16 protein-coding genes and 1 pseudogene are annotated in these 20,329 nt (G+C 64.8%); 7 read left to right on the forward strand and 10 right to left on the reverse strand.

The features are described 5' to 3' along the window. The first annotated feature begins 25 nt into the window (after positions 1-25). The 3 genes from AB4851_RS27250 (at position 26) to AB4851_RS27260 (ending at position 4,416) form a co-directional block, all read left to right on the forward strand. Positions 26-1,543, forward strand: a complete 1,518-nt coding sequence (locus tag AB4851_RS27250; protein WP_414449564.1) for an efflux transporter outer membrane subunit — start codon at positions 26-28, stop codon at positions 1,541-1,543. A gap of 61 nt (positions 1,544-1,604) precedes the next feature. Then, entirely contained in the window at positions 1,605-2,840 is a 1,236-nt protein-coding gene (locus AB4851_RS27255) for an efflux RND transporter periplasmic adaptor subunit (protein WP_414449565.1), read from the forward strand. Positions 2,841-2,853: 13 nt separating this feature from the next. Continuing rightward, positions 2,854-4,416, forward strand: coding sequence for a DHA2 family efflux MFS transporter permease subunit (locus AB4851_RS27260; RefSeq protein WP_414444955.1), 1,563 nt, complete (start codon positions 2,854-2,856; stop codon positions 4,414-4,416). A gap of 97 nt (positions 4,417-4,513) precedes the next feature. Here AB4851_RS27260 and truB read toward each other — a convergent pair whose 3' ends face one another. From truB to AB4851_RS27305, 9 genes are all read right to left on the reverse strand, one after another. Then, positions 4,514-5,455, reverse strand: a complete 942-nt coding sequence (truB, locus tag AB4851_RS27265; protein WP_414449566.1) for a tRNA pseudouridine(55) synthase TruB — start codon at positions 5,453-5,455, stop codon at positions 4,514-4,516. Positions 5,456-5,482: 27 nt separating this feature from the next. After that, on the reverse strand, positions 5,483-5,851 hold the full coding sequence (gene rbfA / locus AB4851_RS27270; protein ID WP_414444953.1) for a 30S ribosome-binding factor RbfA: 369 nt from the start codon (positions 5,849-5,851) through the stop codon (positions 5,483-5,485). 110 nt (positions 5,852-5,961) lie between these two features. Further along, positions 5,962-8,925 carry a translation initiation factor IF-2 gene (infB, locus tag AB4851_RS27275; RefSeq protein WP_414449567.1) on the reverse strand — a complete coding sequence of 988 codons (2,964 nt, stop codon included), beginning with the start codon at positions 8,923-8,925 and terminating at the stop codon, positions 5,962-5,964. A 93-nt stretch (positions 8,926-9,018) separates the two neighbouring features. After that, positions 9,019-10,494 carry a transcription termination factor NusA gene (gene nusA, locus AB4851_RS27280; protein ID WP_414444951.1) on the reverse strand — a complete coding sequence of 492 codons (1,476 nt, stop codon included), beginning with the start codon at positions 10,492-10,494 and terminating at the stop codon, positions 9,019-9,021. Beyond that, a complete protein-coding gene (gene rimP, locus AB4851_RS27285; RefSeq protein WP_414444950.1) occupies positions 10,491-10,952 on the reverse strand; it encodes a ribosome maturation factor RimP in 462 nt (153 codons plus the stop codon). The genes nusA and rimP overlap by 4 nt, the downstream gene beginning before the upstream one ends. 289 nt (positions 10,953-11,241) lie before the next feature. Further along, a complete protein-coding gene (gene rluB, locus AB4851_RS27290; RefSeq protein WP_414449568.1) occupies positions 11,242-12,990 on the reverse strand; it encodes a 23S rRNA pseudouridine(2605) synthase RluB in 1,749 nt (582 codons plus the stop codon). 62 nt (positions 12,991-13,052) lie between these two features. Then, positions 13,053-14,042 (reverse strand): SMC-Scp complex subunit ScpB, encoded by a 990-nt coding sequence (gene scpB, locus AB4851_RS27295; protein ID WP_414449569.1) that lies wholly within the window; start codon positions 14,040-14,042, stop codon positions 13,053-13,055. Between the two features lie 288 nt (positions 14,043-14,330). Then, complete coding sequence (locus AB4851_RS27300) at positions 14,331-15,521, reverse strand: pyridoxal phosphate-dependent aminotransferase (protein WP_414449570.1); 1,191 nt, start codon at positions 15,519-15,521, stop codon at positions 14,331-14,333. Positions 15,522-15,585: 64 nt separating this feature from the next. After that, positions 15,586-16,488: a LysR substrate-binding domain-containing protein gene (locus AB4851_RS27305; protein WP_414449571.1), complete on the reverse strand. Its 903-nt coding sequence runs from the start codon at positions 16,486-16,488 to the stop codon at positions 15,586-15,588. A 399-nt stretch (positions 16,489-16,887) separates the two neighbouring features. Here AB4851_RS27305 and AB4851_RS27310 point away from each other — a divergent pair. After that, positions 16,888-17,137 (forward strand): annotated as a pseudogene (locus AB4851_RS27310) (transposase); the annotation flags it as partial. Positions 17,138-17,919: 782 nt separating this feature from the next. Here the strand turns inward: AB4851_RS27310 and AB4851_RS27315 are convergent. Next, the gene (locus tag AB4851_RS27315; protein ID WP_414449572.1) at positions 17,920-18,237 is read right to left on the reverse strand and encodes a hypothetical protein; all 318 of its coding nucleotides are present in this window, start codon (positions 18,235-18,237) and stop codon (positions 17,920-17,922) included. Between the two features lie 203 nt (positions 18,238-18,440). Here AB4851_RS27315 and AB4851_RS27320 point away from each other — a divergent pair, with 203 nt between their 5' ends. From AB4851_RS27320 to AB4851_RS27330, 3 genes are all read left to right on the forward strand, one after another. Then, entirely contained in the window at positions 18,441-19,154 is a 714-nt protein-coding gene (locus AB4851_RS27320) for a YdcF family protein (RefSeq protein ID WP_414449573.1), read from the forward strand. A 241-nt stretch (positions 19,155-19,395) separates the two neighbouring features. Then, positions 19,396-19,653 (forward strand): hypothetical protein, encoded by a 258-nt coding sequence (locus AB4851_RS27325; protein WP_414444943.1) that lies wholly within the window; start codon positions 19,396-19,398, stop codon positions 19,651-19,653. A gap of 157 nt (positions 19,654-19,810) precedes the next feature. Next, positions 19,811-20,065 (forward strand): DNA-binding protein, encoded by a 255-nt coding sequence (locus AB4851_RS27330; protein ID WP_414444942.1) that lies wholly within the window; start codon positions 19,811-19,813, stop codon positions 20,063-20,065. Positions 20,066-20,329: the final 264 nt, after the last annotated feature.

The raw sequence follows: 20,329 nt of genomic DNA on the forward strand, positions 1-20,329 counted from the left end.
GGATCGACATAAGGAAATCCTTGCAATGTCCACTATCCATCGAGGGCCGGGGACGGTAGCGCGGCCGGTGCACGGCACGATCGCGGCGGCGCTTGCCGCGTTCGCGCTCGCCGGCTGCGCCAATTACATGGGCATCCATAGCGACAAGCAGATTGCGCCCGCCGCGCAGTTCGACAGCGTGCAGAGCCTGCCCGCCCAGGGCGGCCAATGGCCGAGCTTCGACTGGGCCAGCCAGTTCGGTGACGCACAACTGCCGAAGCTGATCGACGAAGCGCTGGCGGACAACCCCACGATTGCCCAGGCCCAGGCGCGCATCGCCAAGGCCTCGGCCTACATCCAGTCGTCGCGCGCCACGTTGTTCCCGAAAATCGACGGCCAGTATTCGTGGACGCGCGAGCTTTATTCGGGCAACGGCCTGTTCCCGCCACCCTACGGCGGCAGTTGGTTCAGCGAGAACAACGCGCTGGTCAGCGCCTCGTGGGATCTGGACCTCTGGGGCAAGAACCAGGCGCGCCTGAAGTCGGCCGTGTCGCAGCAAAAAGCCGCGCAGGCCGAGTTCCAGCAGGCGCGCGTGACGCTCGCCACCTCGATCGCGCGCACCTACAACCAGCTCGCCCAGCTCTACGCATTGCGCGACATCGCCCAGCGCGAGATCGGCAACCGCGAGACGGTCGGCAAGATCACCGAAGGGCGCGTGGGCGCCGGGCTCGATACCAACGTCGAACGCCAGACCGCACGCGGCAACGTGGCGACCAGCCAATCGACGCTGTCCGAACTCGACGGCCAGATCGCCACGGTGCGCTATCAGTTGGCCGCGCTGCTCGGCAAGGGCCCGGACCGCGGCCTCGCCATCGCGGTGCCGGTGCTGCAACCGGCCGGCGCCGTCACGCTGCCGGACAACATTCCCGCCGATCTCGTGTCGCGCCGGCCCGACATCGTCGCAGCGCGCTGGCAGGTCGAGGCGCGGCTCGCCGACGTCAAGGAGACCAAGGCCGAGTTCTTCCCCGACGTGAACCTTGCGGCCGGTTTCGGCTTCGACGCGTTCGGCTGGGGCCAGTTTCTGAAGTTCGCGAGCCGTCAGGCCCAGTTCGGCCCCGCCGTGCATATCCCGATCTTCTACGGCGGCGCCCTGCGCGCGCAGCTCAAGGGCAAGTACGCGGATTACGACCTCAGCGTGGCCGACTACAACCAGACGCTGATCGGCGCGCTCGAGGACGTCGCCACGCAGGTGGCATCGATCCGTTCGGCCGACCAGCAGATGGGCGACGCGCGACGCGCGCTCGAGGCCTCGACGCACGCCTACGATCTCGCCGTGATCCGCTACAAGGCCGGGTTGTCGCCGCAGCTTCAGGTACTGAGCGCGGACATCAACCGGTTGTCCGCGGAACAGTCCGTCACGAATCTCGTGATGCGGCGCCGAGACCTGCAGATCGGCCTGATCAAGGCGCTCGGCGGCGGCTTCGACGCCACGCCAACGCCACTCGCGGCCGAGCCGCCCGCGGCCAGCGGCGCCACGGCCAGCCGCCAGCAGGCATCGAACTGATGCTCGCCACCCTCGCCCGATACCACTCGCACACCGACAAGAATCGACGGAGAACATCGCCATGAGCGACCCTCAACAGAACGCAGCCGGCGCATCCCAGCCGAACAACTCGAAGCGCAATCGGATGATGCTGCTGCTTGCCGTCATCATCGTGATTGCCGCGGTTGCCTACGGGCTTTACTACTTCCTCGTCGCGCGCTTCCACGAGGAAACCGACGACGCCTACGTGAACGGCAACGTCGTGCAGATCACGCCTCAGGTCACCGGCACCGTGATCGCGGTCAACGCCGACGACACGCAAACCGTCACGGCCGGCTCGCCGCTCGTCAAGCTCGACCCGGCCGACGCGCAGGTCGCGCTGCAACAGGCCGAGGCCAATCTCGCGCAGACGGTGCGCCAGGTGCGCGGCCTGTTCGTCAACGACGATCAATATCGCGCCCAGGTCACCCTGCGCCAGTCCGATCTGTCTAAGGCTCAGGACGACCTGCGCCGCCGTGCGGCCGTCGCACAAACGGGCGCCGTCTCGCAGGAAGAAATCTCGCACGCGCGCGATGCGGTCAAGGCCGCGCAGGCCTCGGTCGACGCCGCGCAGCAGCAACTCGCCTCGAACCGTGCGCTGACCGCGAACACCACGATCGCCGATCATCCGAACGTGCTCGCCGCCGCCTCGAAGGTGCGCGATGCCTACCTCAACAACGCGCGCAACACGCTGCCGGCGCCGGTCACCGGCTATGTCGCGAAACGCTCGGTGCAGGTCGGCCAGCGCGTCGCGCCGGGCTCGCCGCTGATGTCGGTGGTGCCGCTCAACGCAGTGTGGGTGGATGCCAACTTCAAGGAAGTCCAGCTCACGCATATGCGGATCGGCCAGCCGGTCGAACTGAGCGCCGACATCTATGGCTCGTCGGTCAAGTATCACGGCAAGGTGGTGGGCTTCTCGGCCGGCACCGGTTCGGCGTTCTCGCTGCTGCCGGCGCAGAACGCCACCGGCAACTGGATCAAGGTCGTGCAGCGCCTGCCGGTACGTATCGCGCTCGATCCGAAGGAGCTCGAACAGCATCCGCTGCGTATCGGCCTGTCGATGCAGGTCGACGTCGATATCCAGAACGACCAGGGTGGCCAGCTCGGCAACGTGCAGAACACGATTTACCAGACCGACGTGTTCGCGAAGTACGGCGACGAAGCCAACGCCGAAATCGCGCGGATCATCGCCGAGAATGCCGGCGGTGCCGGCACGTCGCGCACGTCCGCTGCGGCACCCGCCGCAACGGGCCATCCGTCCACGTCGAAATCGATGTAAGCGCGGAGCGCTCATGGCCACACCTCCTCAAGCCCATGCGCCGCTGAAAGGCGGCCAACTCGTGCTCGGCACGATTGCGGTGTCGCTCGCGGTGTTCATGAACGTGCTGGACACTTCGATCGCGAACGTCGCGATCCCGACCATCTCGGGCGACCTCGGCGTGTCGTCGGATCAAGGCACCTGGGTGATCACGTCGTTCGCGGTCGCGAATGCGATCTCGGTGCCGCTGACCGGCTGGCTGACCGACCGGATCGGCCAGGTGCGCCTGTTCCTCGCGTCGATCATCCTGTTCGTGCTTTCGTCGTGGCTGTGCGGACTGGCGCCGACGCTGCCGTTTCTTCTGGTCTCGCGCGTGATCCAGGGCGCCGTGGCCGGGCCGATGATCCCGCTGTCGCAATCGCTGCTGCTGTCGAGCTATCCGCGTGCCCGCGCACCGATGGCGCTGGCGCTCTGGTCGATGACCACGCTGATCGCGCCTGTGGCCGGGCCGATTCTGGGCGGCTGGATCTCGGACAACTATTCGTGGCCGTGGATCTTCTACGTCAACATCCCGGTCGGCATCGTCGCCGCGATCGTGACGTGGATGATCTATCGCAGCCGTGAATCGGTCACGCGCAAGGCGCCGATCGACGGCGTGGGCCTCGCGCTGCTGGTGATCTGGGTCGGCTCGCTGCAGGTCATGCTCGACAAGGGCAAGGATCTCGACTGGTTCGCCTCGCCCATGATCATCGCGCTGGCGCTGACCGCCGTGATCGCGCTCGCGTTCTTCGTGATCTGGGAATTGACGGCCAAGCATCCGGTGGTCGATTTGTCGCTGTTCCGCACGCGCAATTTCACGGGCGGTACGGTCGCGCTGTCGGTCGGCTACGGCTTGTATTTCGGCAATCTGGTGCTGCTGCCGCTCTGGCTGCAAACGCAGATCGGCTACACGGCCACCGACGCCGGGATGGTTCTGGCGCCGGTCGGCTTCTTCGCCGTCATCCTGTCGCCGATCACCGGCAAGTTCCTGCCACGCACCGACCCGCGCTATATCGCAACAGCGGCATTTCTGGTGTTCGGGCTCTGCTTCTGGATGCGTTCGGGCTACACGACCGGCGTCGACGAATGGTCGCTGATGGCGCCTACGTTCATCCAGGGCATCGCAATGGCCGGCTTCTTCATTCCGCTCGTGTCGATCACGCTGTCGGGGCTGCCCGGCCATCGCATTCCGGCGGCATCCGGCTTGTCGAATTTCGTGCGGATCATGTGCGGCGGGATTGGTACGTCGATCTTCCAGACGGCCTGGGACCATCGCAACAATTTCCACCACGCGCAGCTCGTCGAGCAGGCCAACGTCTACAACCCGGTGTTCAATCAAGCCGTCGCGCAGATGAACAGCCTGGGGCTCAGCGATCAGCAGGCGTATGGCCTGATCAACCAGATGACCACGCAACAGGCCGCGCAGCTCGGGGTGAACGACCTGTTCTATCTGTCGGCCGCAATCTTCGTGGTGTTGATCGGGTTGGTCTGGATTACCAAGCCGGAAAAAGCCGGGGGCGGTGGCGATTCGGGAGCGGCGGCGTCAGCCGCGCACTGACATACTCGCGCATCGAGGCACTGCGTACCAAAGAAAACGCCCGGTCGATCGACCGGGCGTTTTTCATGGTGTCTCGCTGTGTTAACCGTTCGCGCTATCAGGCGGCCGCGCCACTGACGACCAGCCGTTCCGGCGCGAGCACGCCGTCCGTCAGGCGCGCGACGCCGAGCAGTTGATTCGCCTCGTCGTAGACGCGCACGCGCGCGCCCTCTTCCGCGCCGATTTCATGCTCGGCCGCAAGCCGCAAACGCTGGCCGTGACGGAAGCGCTTTGCTTCGTCCGCATCGAGCGTCACACGCGCGAACGTGGACAGCAACGCGTCGACCGGCTGCAGCCAGGCATCGCGCTCGACGGCCGGTGCATCGGACAGCGCATCGAGCGTGACGGCATGTTCGAGCGTCAGCGCACCGACACCGGTGCGCCGCAGCGCGACCAGATGCGCGCCGCAGCCCAGCGCTTCGCCGATGTCCTCGGCCAGCGTGCGGACATAGGTGCCCTTGCTGCAAGTCACGCGAAACGTCACGTCGGGCAGCTCGCACGCCAGCAGATCGAGCCCATGGATCGTTACCTGCCGGCCCTCGCGCTCGACCGTCTGACCGGCACGCGCGTATTCATAAAGCGGCTTGCCGTCACGCTTGAGCGCCGAGTACATCGGTGGCACCTGCACGATTTCGCCGAGAAAGCGCGGCAGCACAGCCTCGATCGCGGCACGGTCGGCGACGACCTCGCGCGTCTCGATCGCCTCGCCCTCGGCGTCGCCGGTGGTCGTGCGAATCCCGAGCCGCATCGTCGCTTCGTAAGTCTTGTCGGCTTCGAGCAGATCCTGCGAGAACTTGGTGGCTTCACCGAAACAGAGCGGCAGCAGGCCGGTGGCAAGGGGATCGAGCGTGCCGGTGTGGCCGGCCTTTTTCGCCAGATAGAGGCGCTTGGCGCGAATCAGGGCATCATTGCTGGACAACCCGATGGGCTTATCGAGCAGCAGCACGCCGTCGAGCATGCGGCGCGGCACGCGCGGCGGGCGTTGGGGAGCAGTCGTCATGGCAAAAATCGGATTCGGCAGCCGGACTCAGTCGTCTTTCGCGCGCGTCGAATTCGCTTGTTCGATCAAGCGCGACATCTCGACAGCCCTTTCGATGGTCTGGTCGTAGTGGAAATGCAGCGTCGGCACCGTGTGGATATGCAGGCGCTTGAACAGCAGATTATGCAAATGGCCGGCCGCGTGGTTCAGCGCATCTTGCGTCTGGTGGGGGTCGCCCGTCAGCGCCGTGAAGTACACCTTCGCGTGCGCGTAATCCGGCGTCAGCTCGACGCTCTGGATCGTCACGATACCGATCCGGGGGTCCTTCACTTCGCGCATGATCAACTGCGACAGATCACGTTGGATCTGATCGGCGATTTGCACGTTGCGATTGGGAGAAGTACGTTTCTTCGTCATGGTAAATCCGTCATTCCGTTCATCGAACGGGCGACGGCACACCGGCCGTCGCCATGAAAATGGGCGGGACAGGCCCACGCCTGCCCCGCCCATCAGCGTTCACGTCGGCCTTACAGCGTCCGAGCGACTTCCGTGACCTCGAACACTTCGAACTGATCGCCTTCGACGATATCGTTGAAGTTCTTGATCGACATACCGCACTCGAAGCCTTGCTTCACTTCCTTCACGTCGTCCTTGAAGCGCTTCAGCGAATCGAGCTCGCCCGTGAAGATGACCACGTTGTTGCGCAGCACGCGCACCGACGACGAGCGCTTGACCACGCCGTCCGTGACCATACAGCCGGCCACGAGACCGATCTTCGGCACCTTGATGACCTGGCGCACTTCGACCGTACCGGTCTGGGTTTCGCGCTTTTCCGGTGCGAGCATGCCCGACATCGCCGCCTTCACCTCATCCACTGCGTCATAGATGATGTTGTAGTAGCGGATATCGACGCCATTCGATTCGGCGACCTTGCGGGCTTGAGCATCGGCACGCGTGTTGAAGCCGATGATGACCGCCTTCGAGGCCGTGGCCAGGTTGACGTCGCTTTCGCTGATGCCACCCACTGCGCCGTGCACGATCTGCACGCGCACTTCGGCGGTCGACAGCTTGAGCAGCGACTGCACCAGTGCTTCCTGCGAACCCTGCACGTCGGCCTTGACGATAAGCGGCAGGTTTTGTACTTCGCCTTCGCCCATCTGTTCGAGCATGCTTTCGAGCTTGGCCGCTTGCTGCTTGGCCAGCTTGACGTCGCGGAACTTGCCTTGACGGAACAGGGCGATTTCACGCGCCTTGCGCTCGTCCGGCAGCACGATCACTTCCTCGCCCGCGCCCGGCACTTCCGACAGACCCTGGATTTCGACCGGGATCGACGGACCTGCCGACTTGGTCGGCTTGCCGTTTTCGTCGAGCATCGCACGCACACGGCCGTAGGCCGAACCCGCCAGCACGACATCGCCGCGCGACAGCGTACCCGACTGCACCAGCACCGTTGCGACCGGGCCCTTGCCCTTGTCGAGCTTCGCTTCAATCACGATGCCCTTGGCAGCCGCTTCGATCGGTGCCTTCAATTCCAGCACTTCGGCTTGCAGCAGCACGTTTTCGAGCAGATCGTCGATACCCGCACCCGTCTTCGCGGACACCGGCACGAACGGCGACTCGCCACCGTACTCTTCCGGCACGACGCCTTCGGCGACGAGTTCCTGCTTGACGCGGTCCAGATTCGCATCCGGCTTGTCGATCTTGTTGATCGCCACGACGATCGGAACGCCGCCCGCCTTGGCGTGTGCAATAGCTTCCTTCGTCTGCGGCATCACGCCGTCGTCGGCCGCCACCACCAGAATCACGATGTCGGTCGCCTTCGCACCGCGTGCACGCATGGCCGTGAAGGCCTCGTGACCCGGAGTATCGAGGAACGTGACGACGCCGCGCGGCGTTTCGACGTGATACGCACCAATGTGCTGCGTAATCCCGCCCGCTTCACCGGCTGCCACCTTGGCACGACGGATGTAGTCGAGCAGCGAGGTCTTGCCGTGGTCGACGTGACCCATCACGGTAACGACCGGCGGACGCGGCAGTTGCTCCGCATCGACACCCACTTCGCCTTCGACCAGCAAGGCTTCCGGATCGTCGAGCTTGGCCGCCAAGGCACGGTGACCCAGTTCCTCGACGATGATCATCGCCGTTTCCTGGTCCAGCACCTGGTTGATGGTGACCATCTGACCGAGCTTCATCATGACCTTGATGACTTCGGACGCTTTCACCGACATCTTGTGAGCGAGATCCGCCACCGAAATGGTTTCCGGCACATGGATTTCGCGGCTGACCGGCTCGGTCGGCGCCTGGAACGACGAAGCGCTGTCCTGATGACGGCCGCGCCCCTTCGGGCCACCACGCCAGCCACGATCGACACCGCCGCTCGAATCGCCACGCGTCTTGATACCGCGGCGCTTCGAGGCATCGTCCTGCCAACCGCCCTTGCCTGCACCCGGCTTCTTGTTGCGGTCACCCGCACCCGGCGCTGCCGTGGTGGTGGTGGTCGCCGGCGCCGCCGGCTTCTTCGCCACGGCAGGACGTGCGCCCGCTTCGCCTGGCGGCTTGGCCGGCTTGTGCAGCGTGCCCTTGGCTTCGGCAGCCTTCGGCGGCTCGACCGGCTTCGGCGGCTCGACGGCCTTGACCTGCGCACGACGCGGGGTTGCCATCATTTCGCGAATCGCACGCGCTTCGGCTTCAGCCTTTTCGCGGCGCTTGCGGATTTCTTCCTGTTCGGCGCGCGCCTTGTCGGCAGCTTCGCGCGCCGCATCTTCGGCCTTCTTCGCCGCTTCGCGCTGGGCCGCACGTTCGGCGGCCGCACGTTCTTCGTCTTGCGAGGACGATTCGGCAGCCTGCGGCGCGGCAGCCACTGCCGGTGCCGCTTGCGCCTGCACACGTGCCGCTTCCTTCTCGGCGGCCTGCTGGGCCGCTGCCTGCTGCTGTTGCGCCGCTGCGGCTGCACGCTTGGAGGCAGCTTCTTCCTCGGCACGGCGACGCTCGGCTTCCGCAGCCTCTTCGCGTGCACGGCGCTCGGATTCCTCGCGTTCGAGGTGTTCCTGGCGCTCGCGAAGTTCCTGAGCCTGCTTCTCGAGCAGTTCCGCCTCGCGGCTTGCCTCTTCCTCGCGGCGCTTCAGCTCCGCGTCGGCTGCCACGTCGTCAACCTGGTCCTGATCGCCGTCGACGCCGTTTTCCGCGACATCGTCGCGCTTCACGAACGTCCGCTTCTTGCGCACCTCGACCTGAATGGTACGAGCCTTACCCGTCCCGTCGGATTGCTTGATTTCCGACGTATGCCGGCGGGTCAGCGTGATCTTGCGCTTGTCGGCGTCGGACGAGCCGTGCGATTTACGCAAATGATCGAGCAGACGCGCCTTGTCGGTTTCCGACAGCGCATCGTCTTCACTCGCTTTCTGGACGCCTGCCGCCTGCAGCTGCTCGAGCAGCACACCAGCAGGCATTTTCAGTTCCGCGGCAAATTGGGCTACGTTGTTACTCGCCATTCATTCCTCTTAATGCAAGGACCGATTCCTTGCGGTTAACATCGTGTCATGCGGCCTTCCGGCCGCCAAATATCAGTGCGCCATGGTCATTTCTCACTGGAACCAATGTTCACGTGCTTTCATGATCAGCGCTTTCGCGGCTTCTTCTTCCACGCCGGTCATCTCGACCAGCTCATCGACGGCCAGTTCGGCGAGATCGTCGCGCGTCTGCACGCCGTTCTCCGCCAGCTTTGCCAGCAATTCGGAGGTAATACCATCGAGGCTCTTGAGGTCGAGCGAAGCATTCTCCACCTTTTCCTCGTTGGCGATCGCCATCGTCAACAGTGCGTCGCGCGAGCGATTGCGCAGTTCATGCACCGTTTCCTCGTCGAACGCCTCGATTTCGAGCATTTCGTTCAGCGGGACGTAGGCGATTTCTTCAAGGCTCGTGAAGCCTTCGTCGATCAGGATGTCGGCCACTTCCTCGTCGACATCGAGACGCGCCATGAACAGGCTGCGCAGACGATCACGTTCCTCGCCCTGCTTCAGCGCGGATTCGTTCGGCGTCATGATGTTGATCTGCCAGCCGGTCAATTCGCCGGCCAGACGCACGTTCTGGCCGCTACGGCCGATCGCGACTGCCAATTCGTTCTCGTCGACGACGACATCCATCGAATGCTTTTCTTCATCGACGACGATCGACTGGACGGCTGCCGGCGCGAGCGCGCCGATCACGAACTGGGCGGGATCTTCCGACCATAGCACGATGTCGATGTTTTCGCCACCCAGCTCGTTGCGCACGGCCTGGACGCGCGAACCGCGGATGCCGACGCAAGTACCGATCGGATCGATCCGCTTGTCGTAGGCGATCACGCCGATTTTTGCGCGAACGCCCGGATCGCGAGCCGCCGCCTTGATTTCAAGCAAGCCCTGCTCGATTTCCGGCACTTCCATCTCGAACAGCTTCATCAGGAATTCGGGTGCCGTGCGCGACAGTTCGATCTGCGGACCGCGTGCGGTGCGATCGACCTTGGCGATGTAGGCGCGAACGCGATCGCCGACGCGAAGGTTTTCCTTCGGGATCAGTTGATCGCGACGCAGCAGCGCTTCGACGCGGCCCGATTCGACGATGAAGTTACCCTTGTCGAGACGCTTGACCGCACCGGTCATGATTTTTTCGCCGCGCTCGAGGTAGTCGTTCAGGATCTGCTCGCGCTCGGCGTCGCGAACCTTCTGCAGAATCACTTGCTTGGCGGCCTGCGCGCCGATCCGGCCGAATTCGATCGAGGGCACCGGCTCCTCGACATATTCGCCGACTTCGATTTCGGCCTTCTGCTCACGTGCCTCGAACAGCAGGATTTCGCGATCCGGCTCCTGGAGGCCGGCTTCGTCCGGCACGACCAGCCAGCGACGGAAGGTTTCGTGTTCGCCGCTCTCGCGATCGATATGGACGCGAATTTCGGCGCCTTCGTCGAACAGCTTCTTGGAAGCCGAGGCCAGCGCAGCTTCGAGCGCGCCCAGCACGACATCCTTGTCGACGTTTTTCTCGCGCGCCAGCGCATCCACCAGCATCAACACTTCGCGACTCATTGTTTGCGGCTCCTAAAGTCAACTTGCGGAATCAGGCGGGCTTTGTCGATGTCGGCCAGCGTGAAATCCAGCATGACCGCCTCGCCCTTCTTCCTCTCGAATTCCAAACCGATCGTTTCGCCGTTCGGCGCATGCAGAATGCCGCGGTAGGTCTTGCGGCCTTCCAGCGGTTTTTTCAGGGTGACGGAGATTTCGCTCCCGGCGAATCGCTCGAAGTCGACGAGCTTCTTCAGCGGCCGGTCGAGGCCCGGGGACGATACCTCGAGCCGTTCGTAATCGATGTTTTCGACCGTCAATACGTGCTGCAGCTGACGCGTCACCTTTTCGCAATCGTCGATCGCGATGCCGGCGGGCTGGTCGATATAGATACACAGCATGCCGCGCCCGGTGCGCTCGAGATCGACCAGCTCGTAGCCGAGCGCGGTGACCGTGGTTTCAATCAATTCCGTCAGTTGCACAGTGTCCTCTCAGGTGTTCGCGCTCGCCGTTCGCGATTCACCCGCAGACGCGCGCCTTGCCGGCGCAGGAAGCGCTACCCGAGATGCCCAACCGTTTCAGCAAAAAAAAATGGGCGAAACGCCCATCTTCTTACCTCTGGTGGTCGCATCTAGGCCGCACAACAAATCCGTACGCCCAGCGACTTTGCGATTATAGCGTTTTTAAATAAAAACGCAAAGTATCGCCTCATCAGCCGGCCCGCCGGGCCGGCCTCACATCGTAGTCAAACGGCGGCCGGGCCGCCGCCGATCAGCGCCCGCGCGAGCGGTTGCGCTGCTGTTGCGGCCGTTGCTGACCACCGCGGGCACCGCCCGCCGAACCACCGCCTTCGGGACGGCTGCCATTTCCATTGCGCGGCCCCTTGGCACCACCGCCGCCGGCACTGCCGCCACGCTTGCCGCCGTTCGCGCCGTACGACATCCGGTTGCCATCGACATCGCCACCACCACCACCGCTGCCGCCGCGGCGGTTACCGCCCGGCTTGCCGCCGCCGTAGCCGCTGCCCGGCTGACCGCCGTAGCCGCCCGTGCCCGCACCGAAACCACCACCACCCGGCGCGCCGCGACGGCCGCCGCGGCGCGGCTGGTCGAGCTGGCCGTGGGTCGTCAGCACCGGATCGCGGGTGATGAAGCCCATCGAGGTTTCCATCGGATCCGGCTGACGACGTTCGCCCACGGCGCCGTGCTTGCCGCCCTTTTCATCGGCGGCGATCTTCAGGCCGACGGTCGCCATCAGCTTGCGCACCTGCGTTTCTTCGAGCTCTTCCCAGCGGCCACGTTTCAAGCCGCGCGGCAGCGCGATTTCGCCGTGACGCGTGCGGATCAACCGGCTCACCATCAGGCCGACGGCCTCGAACATGCGACGCACTTCGCGGTTGCGACCTTCGGCCAAGGCGACGTGATACCAGTGATTGGTGCCTTCGCCGCCGCCATCGCGAATGCGCAGGAAATTGGCCGGGCCGTCTTCGAGTTCGACGCCGTGCAGCAACTTCTGGCGCGAGGCTTCGTTGAGTTCGCCCACCACGCGCACCGCATATTCACGCTCGACGCTGTAACGCGGATGCATGAAGCGGTTCGCGAGATCGCCGGACGTCGTCAGCATCAGCAGGCCTTCGGTATTGAAGTCGAGCCGGCCGACCGCGAGCCACTTCGCCGTTTTCATCGGCGGCAGGCGGTCGAATACCGAGGCGCGACCTTCCGGATCGGCATGACTGACGATTTCGCCGGTCGGTTTGTGATACAGCAGCACGCGCGGCGGCTTGCTTTGCAGCTTGCGGCGCACCGGCTTGCCGTTGATCCGAACCTGGTCGGTCGGCAGAATCCGCTGGCCGATGTGGGCCGGTTCGCCATTGACCGACACGCGGCCCGCGACGATCAGCTCTTCCATGTCGCGACGCGAACCCATGCCGGCCTCGGCCAGCACCTTATGCAACTTCGGCGCATCGTCTTCCGGCGTCAGCACGCGCTTGGTTGCCTGCTGGCCACGGCGCAGCATCGGCGCACCCGTGCCGTTGCCGCCCGCCGAATTGTCGGCATCGAACGCCGGCGACGTGACATACGAAAAGATGTCGTCGGTGGGCGAAGCGGCACCCTCGGCGGCCCGTGCATTTGGCGCGGCGCCTGCGCCACGCTTGCCCTGGCCTTGCCCCTGACGCGGCGCAGCCGCACCGTCGCGCTTGACGGCGGTCTTGCGGGGCGCCTTGGGCGCGCCATCCTTGTTGCGCGGCGCACGAGGCGCGCGCGGTGCGGGTGCCGCGGCCGGCGCCTCGCTGGAGGCGACTTCGGCCGGTGCGGATTCCGCACCTTCCGTCGAATCGGTCTTCGATTTGGTCGCCGCGCGACGGCGCGCGATCAAACTGCGCGGCCCGCGACGCAGGCCGCGGCGGGGACGATCTTCGCCGCCGGCATCTTGCGCCGATTGCTCGGGAGCGTCGTCGGCGCGCGATGCCCGCATGGCATGCCCGGATTCGGACGAATCAGTGTCGTGGGTATCTGTCAAAACAACCTCGAAATGTCAGGTCTCGCGCCCGTCGCGGGCGCGGCAATCTCTATATGGCCGCGTCAAGCGCGGCGTTGCGCGGGTTCGTCTTCGTCCGGCGAGGTATCGCCGGGCGTTACGTCACCCATGGATTCGTCAGCGGCGGCAAGCCCATGCACCGGGGTTGCGCCAGACTGCGTGGTATCGCGGCCCGCTTGCGCATCTTCGTCGCGCGCTGCCTCGCCGGCGTCGATGACGACACGGCTTACTTCGTTCTCGACCAACGCAGGCCGTGCGGGTTCCGCATCGGTTGCATCGATCTGGCGATCGACAGACACGATGGCCTGAGCCTCGTCTGCCGGCATTTCGTTTTCATGGGTGCCGCCGACGGCCTCGCCGGGCGCTGCATCGCCCGCATCCGGGCTGATGGTTTCGTCCGCAATACCCTGAGCGACTACGTCGGCTTGCCCCTCGTCGGCCGCAACGGCAACGACATCGAGCGCCTCGCCATCGGCAAACTCCATCGACGCCTGGGCGAGCAGACTCGCTTCCAGATGCGCGGCTGGCTCTTCGAGCGCCGGCAGATCGTCCAGTGCTTTCAGGCCGAGATCGTCGAGAAACTGTTTGGTCGTCGCATAGAGCGCCGGACGGCCGGGTACGTCACGATGGCCGATCACCTCGATCCAGTTGCGATCTTCCAGCTGTTTCACGATCTGGGTATTGACCGTGACACCGCGGATTTCTTCGATATCGCCACGCGTGACCGGCTGCCGGTACGCGATGATCGCAAGGGTTTCGAGCACGGCACGCGAGTACTTCGGCGGCTTCTCCGGGTGCAGACGGTCCAGATAGACCCGCATGGCCGGTTTGCTCTGGAAACGCCAGCCCGTCGCCAGCGCGACGAGTTCAACGCCGCGGCCGGACCACGCTTCCTTCAATTCTTCGAGCAACGTTCGGACTGTGTCCGCCGACACGCTGTCGGCGAAGAGCTTGCGCAGGTCGCCCAGCTTGAGCGGCTCCTGCGCACAGATCAAAGCAGTCTCAAGGACGATCTTCGCCTCTTGGGTATTCATGCAGCTAGGCCAGACCCTCTGGTCAAACGAACCGGATCAAAATGAAACAGACGAAAAGGAACAGAAGACGCGCTCGCCCGATTCTGATCGGTCATATTGATGGGAGCACGAACCGGGGGTGGCGAAACCTGCTTGATGCCTGACCCTGACCGGACGGAACAGCGCGAAACCGTGATGGAATCGCGTGAATGGTCGCCATCTTACGCACATTCCGGCGACGCGTAAAGCCACTCGCCGCTACGAATCGTCCCGCCCGCCACGACGGCCGGGCGGGACGCGCCACTCGCCTCAGCGGCCGGCGCGACGTAGGAATGCATCGAGGCGCTCGACTCCGGCGTCGAGTCGCGCCACATCGCAGGCATAACACCAGCGCACGAAGCCCTCGCCCTCGTCGCCAAACGCACGCCCCGGCGCCAGCCCAAGCCCCGCCTCGCGCACCAGCCGCTTGCAGAAATCGAGGCTGTCGTGCGCGCCGGGAAGGCGCAGGAACAGGTACATGGCGCCGTCGGGCGCTTCCACCTGTACGTCGGGCAGGCCGTTCAGGGCGTTGACGAGGTGATCGCGCGCGCGTTGCAGCGCGCCGGTGAATTCGGCGACGAACGGCTCGCCGTCGCGCACCGCCGCGACGCCGGCCGCCTGCACGAAACTCGGCGCACACGAGGTGTTGTACTCGACGAGCTTGGACAGCGCGTCCAGCGTGCGGGTCGGCGTCACCAGCCAGCCGAGCCGCCAGCCGGTCATCGCCCAGGCCTTCGAAAACGAGTTGACGACGATCACCCGCTCGTCGCGCGACGCCAGATCGAGGAACGACGGCGCGCCGTCCGGCCCGAAGGCCAGCCGCTCGTATACCTCGTCGGCCACGATCCAGATGCCGTGCCGGCGACAATGATCGAGCACGACGGCCTGCTCTGCGGCCGACAGGGTCCAGCCGGTCGGGTTGTTCGGCGAATTGACGAACAGCATGCGCGTGTCGGGGGTCAGCGCCGCCAGCAGACGGTCCAGATCGAGCTGCCAGCCATGTTCGCCATAGCCGAGCGGCACGCACTCGACTTCTGCGCCGAGAATCTTCGGAATTTCCACGAGATTCGGCCAGAGCGGCGTGACCGCCACCACGCGATCGCCCGCGCCCACCAGCAATTGCGCCGCCAGCATCAGCGCATTGACGCCGGCACTGGTCACGGCGATATGCTCGGTGCGTGTCGCCCCGTGTCGCGCGGACACGTAGCCGGCCAGCGTTTCACGCAACGGCGCGACGCCGAGGTTGTGGGTGTAGAAGGTTTCGCCACGCGCAAGCGCCTCGCTGGCCGCATCGCGGATAAAGGCCGGCGTGACGCGATCGGATTCGCCGAACCAGAACGGCAGCACGCCGTCCACGCCGAATCCCGAATTCGCCACCTCGCGGATCAGCGACGGCCGCAGCGATTCGACCGTCATGCGCACATCCGGTGCGCGCCCCGTTGCATTGTCGACAGCGTTCAAGCCCCCTCCTCGTCAGTCAGTCGGTCAGTGCCGCCAGTGTAGCGGCCCGCACGGCAAAAGGGCGTCAGAGCAGATCCTCGGCGCGCGCCGGCATTTCGCCGACCAGCCCCCAGATCGCCTCGGCGGCCGGCGACAGCGAGCGGTCGCGCCGCCGCACCAGTTCGACCGTGCGCTCGGCACGCGGCGTCAACGGCCGTGCCACCAGCGACGACCCGGCCGGCAGCGGCAAGGCCAGCCACGGCAGCACGCTGACCCCGATACCCGCCTCGATCAGCCCGAACACGGTGGCCGAATGACCCAGCTCCTGCACCACCGACGCGCCGACGCGGTGCAGGCTCAATGCCGCATCGATCAGCGGCCGGCTGCCGGACGCATAGTCGAGCAGCACGAGGCGCTGACCGTCGAGCGCGGCCCAGGGCACGCTCTCGCTGGCGGCCAGCGGATGATCGGCACGCGTGACCAGGCAGAACGAATCGGTCATCAACGGCTCGCACACCAGATCGGTACCCGGCAGCGGCCCGATCACCACCCCGAAATCGACTTCGCCCGACTTCACCTTGCGCAGCACATCGCTCTGCACGTCGTCGCGCAAGCCGAGCGTCACGAACGGGAACTGCCGCTCGGCGTCCGCCACGACACGAGGCATCAGCCGACAAGCGATCGTCGGGCTGGCCGCCACCACCACACGGCCGCGCCGTTGCTCCCCGATTTCACGGATTTCACGCAGGGCGTCGTCCAGGTCGCCGAGCAGCCGCGACACGCTGGCGACCAGGTTCGAGCCGGCATCGGTGAGCTGCACGTCGCGCGTGGTGCGATCGATCAGCTTCAGACCGATCTCGCTTTCGAGCTCACGCACGCAGCGGCTGACCGCCGACTGGGTCAGGCCGATCTCGTCGCCGGCCCGGCTGAAGCTGCGCAACCGCGCCACCTCGATAAACACCCGTAACTGTCGCAAGGTGATATTCATCGCTTGTCCTCATCAATCCCGCACTTCGATGCGCAATTGTAGGGGCATCATCCGCCGCCGGTCCGCTATGTGTCGGTGCGGTGCAGCGAAGGACCCGACGCACGCCGCGCGGGCCGGATTGCACAAGATTGGTGATTGTCCCGATTTGCCGCAGGGGCATTTTGGCGTCTCATACGCCCCTAGCTGACTTGGCCATAGCCTCGGTGCGGTGGGGCTCTCAAGGGGATAGCCACAGACTTGGCACGGTTCATGCGTTAAGTCGCGTACAGGGTAGCGGAAACCTTCGGATGCAATGGAGGATACGGAACCCCCACCTGGCATCCGATGCGGATCGGGTGCTTGAAGAGTGCGCGGCGCAGGGCAGCGCACCGGAGTTAGCTTCGCTGAGGTGAGGACATGATGCTGTTCGACGATTTGAAGGATAACGAATGGGCGCTGGTCGAAGGACTGTTCTGCGCGGAACCCGCACGCAGTGAGCGTCGTGGTCGCCCCCGCGTGGAAGCACGTTCGGTCGTGAACGCCGTTCTGTGGGTGCTGTCGACGGGCGAAGGTTGGTCGAAGCTGCCCGGGCGCTACCCGTCCCCGCCGACCTGCCGTCGGCGCTTCGACGAGTGGCAGGCCGATGGCACGCTCGCCGAAGTGGTGAAGCGCCTCGGCACCAGCGGCCGTCAAGTCTCGCTGCGCGGCCGGATCGGCGCCAGCGCGGTCAAGCCGCCCGCCCCCCGAGCCGCGATCGCCTGCGTGGCGCATTCTGGACCAATCCGGAATCGTGGCGCGCACCGGTGAAGATGGCGTAATCGCCTAGACGATTGCAGGCGGCCGCGGTTGCCGCTTGAAGTCTCACACGCCGGCATCCTGCCGCCTCGCGGCGTCGGCGTGATTCGCGAACTTGGCATGCTCGCGACGGCGATACATCTCTTTACCAATGCTTACAGCGCGCGAGTGCTCCCGCCCCTACCGTAAGGCTAGGTCAACAGGCCGCCTTGACGGCTTGAAGGGAGCCCAACCATGCCAAGCCGCTCGTCGCTCGCCACCGCGAGCGTGGTGCTTGCCCTGGCGCTCACCCCACTTGCGCTGGCCGATCAGCACGCCAAACCGCCGTCTGGCCATAGGGGGCAAGCAGGCCAGAGTCATGCACCGCCGTCACCGCCAGCCGCATCGCCCAATATCGTTCCGCGAGGCGATTTGCGTGGCGATATTGCGAGCAATGCACGCGTTCGCAACGACAGTGCCCCACGCCCGACCGGTTTTGCACCGCGTCACTAGCCGCACCTGCGTGGAAAGTTCAGGAAATTCAGGAACTGCGCGCGACAGCGGCAGTCAGACCTTAGCCATGAGCACAGCCTGGCAACAGCAATGTACCCGGTAGCGCCCGTATCTCGCGATACGGGCGTTTTTTTGCCCGCCTGGATGATTCCCGGTTCCGGCTGGCTACAGCCGGCTTTCGAGGATCGAAACGGCGCTCGCGTCACTCAGTACGTAATCGTCGATCCGGCGATCCACCCAGGCGGTCGACCGCTCGTCGCGTTCAAGTCGGGTAAATTCGGCGCGGCCGGTGTCGGTCAGTATCGCGATATCGACCGGGGCGTGGAAGCCCGGCGCCGGTGCAACGGTCTTCTGGCGCACCGTATCCATCAGTCCGAGGTTGCGAAGGTACTCGAAGACGTTCGGGCGTCGCGCCCAGGGAACCTGCCGGTACTGCACGCGCCGCAAGGCATCGAGCACTGCTTCGTTGGAATACGTGGCCATCTGGACTCTTTCTCAAAGTACAGCGATCCTGCAGGCGGTCCCGCCGGCCCGATGCTTCATTAGCCGGCGCCGCCACGCAACGACAGGCGGACATTACCCCTGATCCCCCTGCGCCTTCCTTCCTATCCGCTCCGCGCCACATTTCGCGGCGCCTCGACCGGATCGAACTCAACCGGGCAAACAGTTACCTTACCCCATTCAAATTGATTCTGTTCGTTTCATTTGTGATGCTTATTGCAGCCACCGCGATCTTGCGCAAGCACCGATTCGTGCTTGCGGTTGCCGCGTTCGTGCTGCTCGCCGGACTGGCCAGCGGCTGGCTCGTGGTGCCGCTCCTGGCCATTGCCGAAGCCGGCGTCCAACCCGTCGATCCGCCCGTGATGAGCGGCCGCACCGCGATCGTCGTGCTGGGCGCCGGCATCGACCGCCGCGACGGCACGCTCGTGCCGCCCCGCGATGCGCTGGCCCGCATCGCCCGCGCCGCGCAAGTCTATTCGGTCTGCCAACGAATTGCCGCGCATTGCACGGTGATCGTGACCGGTGGCGACCCTCACCACCACGGCATCAGCGAAGCCGAGCTCTACGCACCGTTGCTGCGCGAACAGGGCGTGAGCAGCCACGACCTGATTCTCGAGCCGCGCAGCCGCACGACCTACGAAAACGCGAAATTCACGGCTCCCATCCTACTCGCCGAACATTACGACGCAACGATTCTGGTGACGTCGTCCTACCAGATGCGCCGTGCCCTGCTCGATTTCGCGCGCTTCGGCATCACACCGCAACCGGTGTACGCCAACCGCCTTCGCGCCGCGTGCGGCTGGCCCCATGCATCGAATTTCGTCGTGGCATCTCGCGCGCTGCACGAGATCGCCGGGATCGTTCAATTTTACGCGTATCGGTGGCTGGGCTGGTTCTGATTCGATGCGATACCCGGCATTGCCCACGCCACGCCGCCCCATATCGTGCGCACAGCCTTGTGGCGCGCGGATGTCCGTACGGCATCGCGCACCCCGATTGTCGCGACCGCGACACGCCGTATCGCCATTCCTGGCCGGAAGTGCACCGATCCGTCACTTTTGCTACACTCGGCTCACTCGGTTGCAATGCCGGACGGATCGGCAAACTCGGGTCCCATCACCACTTAGCGGAGGTAGAGCAATGAAGAAAATGTCCCTGGCTATTCTGGTTTCGATGTCGGCTCTGGCTGGCGCAGCCCACGCCCAAGAAAGCACGACGATCACGACGATCACCGATCCGGCCAAGATCGCCGAAGTCGAACAACGCGCTCAGGCCATTCAACAGCAACAGGATGCCCAGCGCGCTGCTGCAGAAGAACAGCCGATGCATCATCACGCAGTGAAGAAGCACCACCACGCGGCGAAGAAGGCTGCCAAGCCGGAAGCGGCCAGCCAGTAATCGGCACGCTTCGACGGTTTCCGCCAGCGCGGCCGCCAAGAGCCGAATCCGGTTTTTCCGGGTTCGGCTTTTTTCATGGTACGGCGTACGGCACGCGCTGTGCTAAAGTCGCGCACCCAAGTTATCCAACCGTGCGCACCCTGGTGCGGAGGACAGAATGAGCAATATCGAACTCGACATCGAATGGACCGAAGCCGCAACGCACAAGATCAAGCAACTGATGCCGCGCGGCTCCGAAGAGGCCTATCTCGCGCTGCCGCCGATCGAATGCCTGCCGATGGAAGGTGACGTGCTGTTTCTCGGGCCGCAAGGCAAACAGCAACCGTTTATCGTCGTCGAACGCCAATATCACCATGAGGGCGACGCGGACTGGACCATCATCCTGATCCTCGACGTACCGAACGCGCACTGACGCCTTCCGTATTGCGCCGGGCGGCGCCCTGCCGCCCGCAAGCCGCATCGCCTCACGCGATGCGCTGCATCACCCTCACCTCCGACGATTCGACGTGCCGCGAGTGCCCCATCGCGTCCCTGTCGCTCGAATAATGCAAAGCGACGCGCCTCCTCTGTCATCGCGGTGCCGGTCGTATTGCAACGCATCCGCCTCAATTCGTGGCGACGACGGCGATCTTCGGCATGCTTGGCCCCTCTCTCGAAAAATCCGCCCCATACGAAA

The sequence above is a fragment of the Burkholderia sp. 22PA0099 genome (assembly GCF_047497165.1).
GTDB lineage: Bacteria > Pseudomonadota > Gammaproteobacteria > Burkholderiales > Burkholderiaceae > Burkholderia.

Coding starts and splice junctions, on each gene's coding strand:
- AB4851_RS27325 (WP_414444943.1), top strand. CDS start 19,396: ATGAAGAAAATGTCCCTGGCTATTCTGGTTTCGATGTCGGCTCTGGCT.
- nusA (WP_414444951.1), bottom strand. CDS start 10,494: ATGAGTCGCGAAGTGTTGATGCTGGTGGATGCGCTGGCGCGCGAGAAA.
- AB4851_RS27330 (WP_414444942.1), top strand. CDS start 19,811: ATGAGCAATATCGAACTCGACATCGAATGGACCGAAGCCGCAACGCAC.
- scpB (WP_414449569.1), bottom strand. CDS start 14,042: ATGAATACCCAAGAGGCGAAGATCGTCCTTGAGACTGCTTTGATCTGT.
- AB4851_RS27255 (WP_414449565.1), top strand. CDS start 1,605: ATGAGCGACCCTCAACAGAACGCAGCCGGCGCATCCCAGCCGAACAAC.
- infB (WP_414449567.1), bottom strand. CDS start 8,925: ATGGCGAGTAACAACGTAGCCCAATTTGCCGCGGAACTGAAAATGCCT.
- AB4851_RS27305 (WP_414449571.1), bottom strand. CDS start 16,488: ATGAATATCACCTTGCGACAGTTACGGGTGTTTATCGAGGTGGCGCGG.
- rbfA (WP_414444953.1), bottom strand. CDS start 5,851: ATGACGAAGAAACGTACTTCTCCCAATCGCAACGTGCAAATCGCCGAT.
- AB4851_RS27315 (WP_414449572.1), bottom strand. CDS start 18,237: ATGGCCACGTATTCCAACGAAGCAGTGCTCGATGCCTTGCGGCGCGTG.
- truB (WP_414449566.1), bottom strand. CDS start 5,455: ATGACGACTGCTCCCCAACGCCCGCCGCGCGTGCCGCGCCGCATGCTC.
- AB4851_RS27260 (WP_414444955.1), top strand. CDS start 2,854: ATGGCCACACCTCCTCAAGCCCATGCGCCGCTGAAAGGCGGCCAACTC.
- AB4851_RS27250 (WP_414449564.1), top strand. CDS start 26: ATGTCCACTATCCATCGAGGGCCGGGGACGGTAGCGCGGCCGGTGCAC.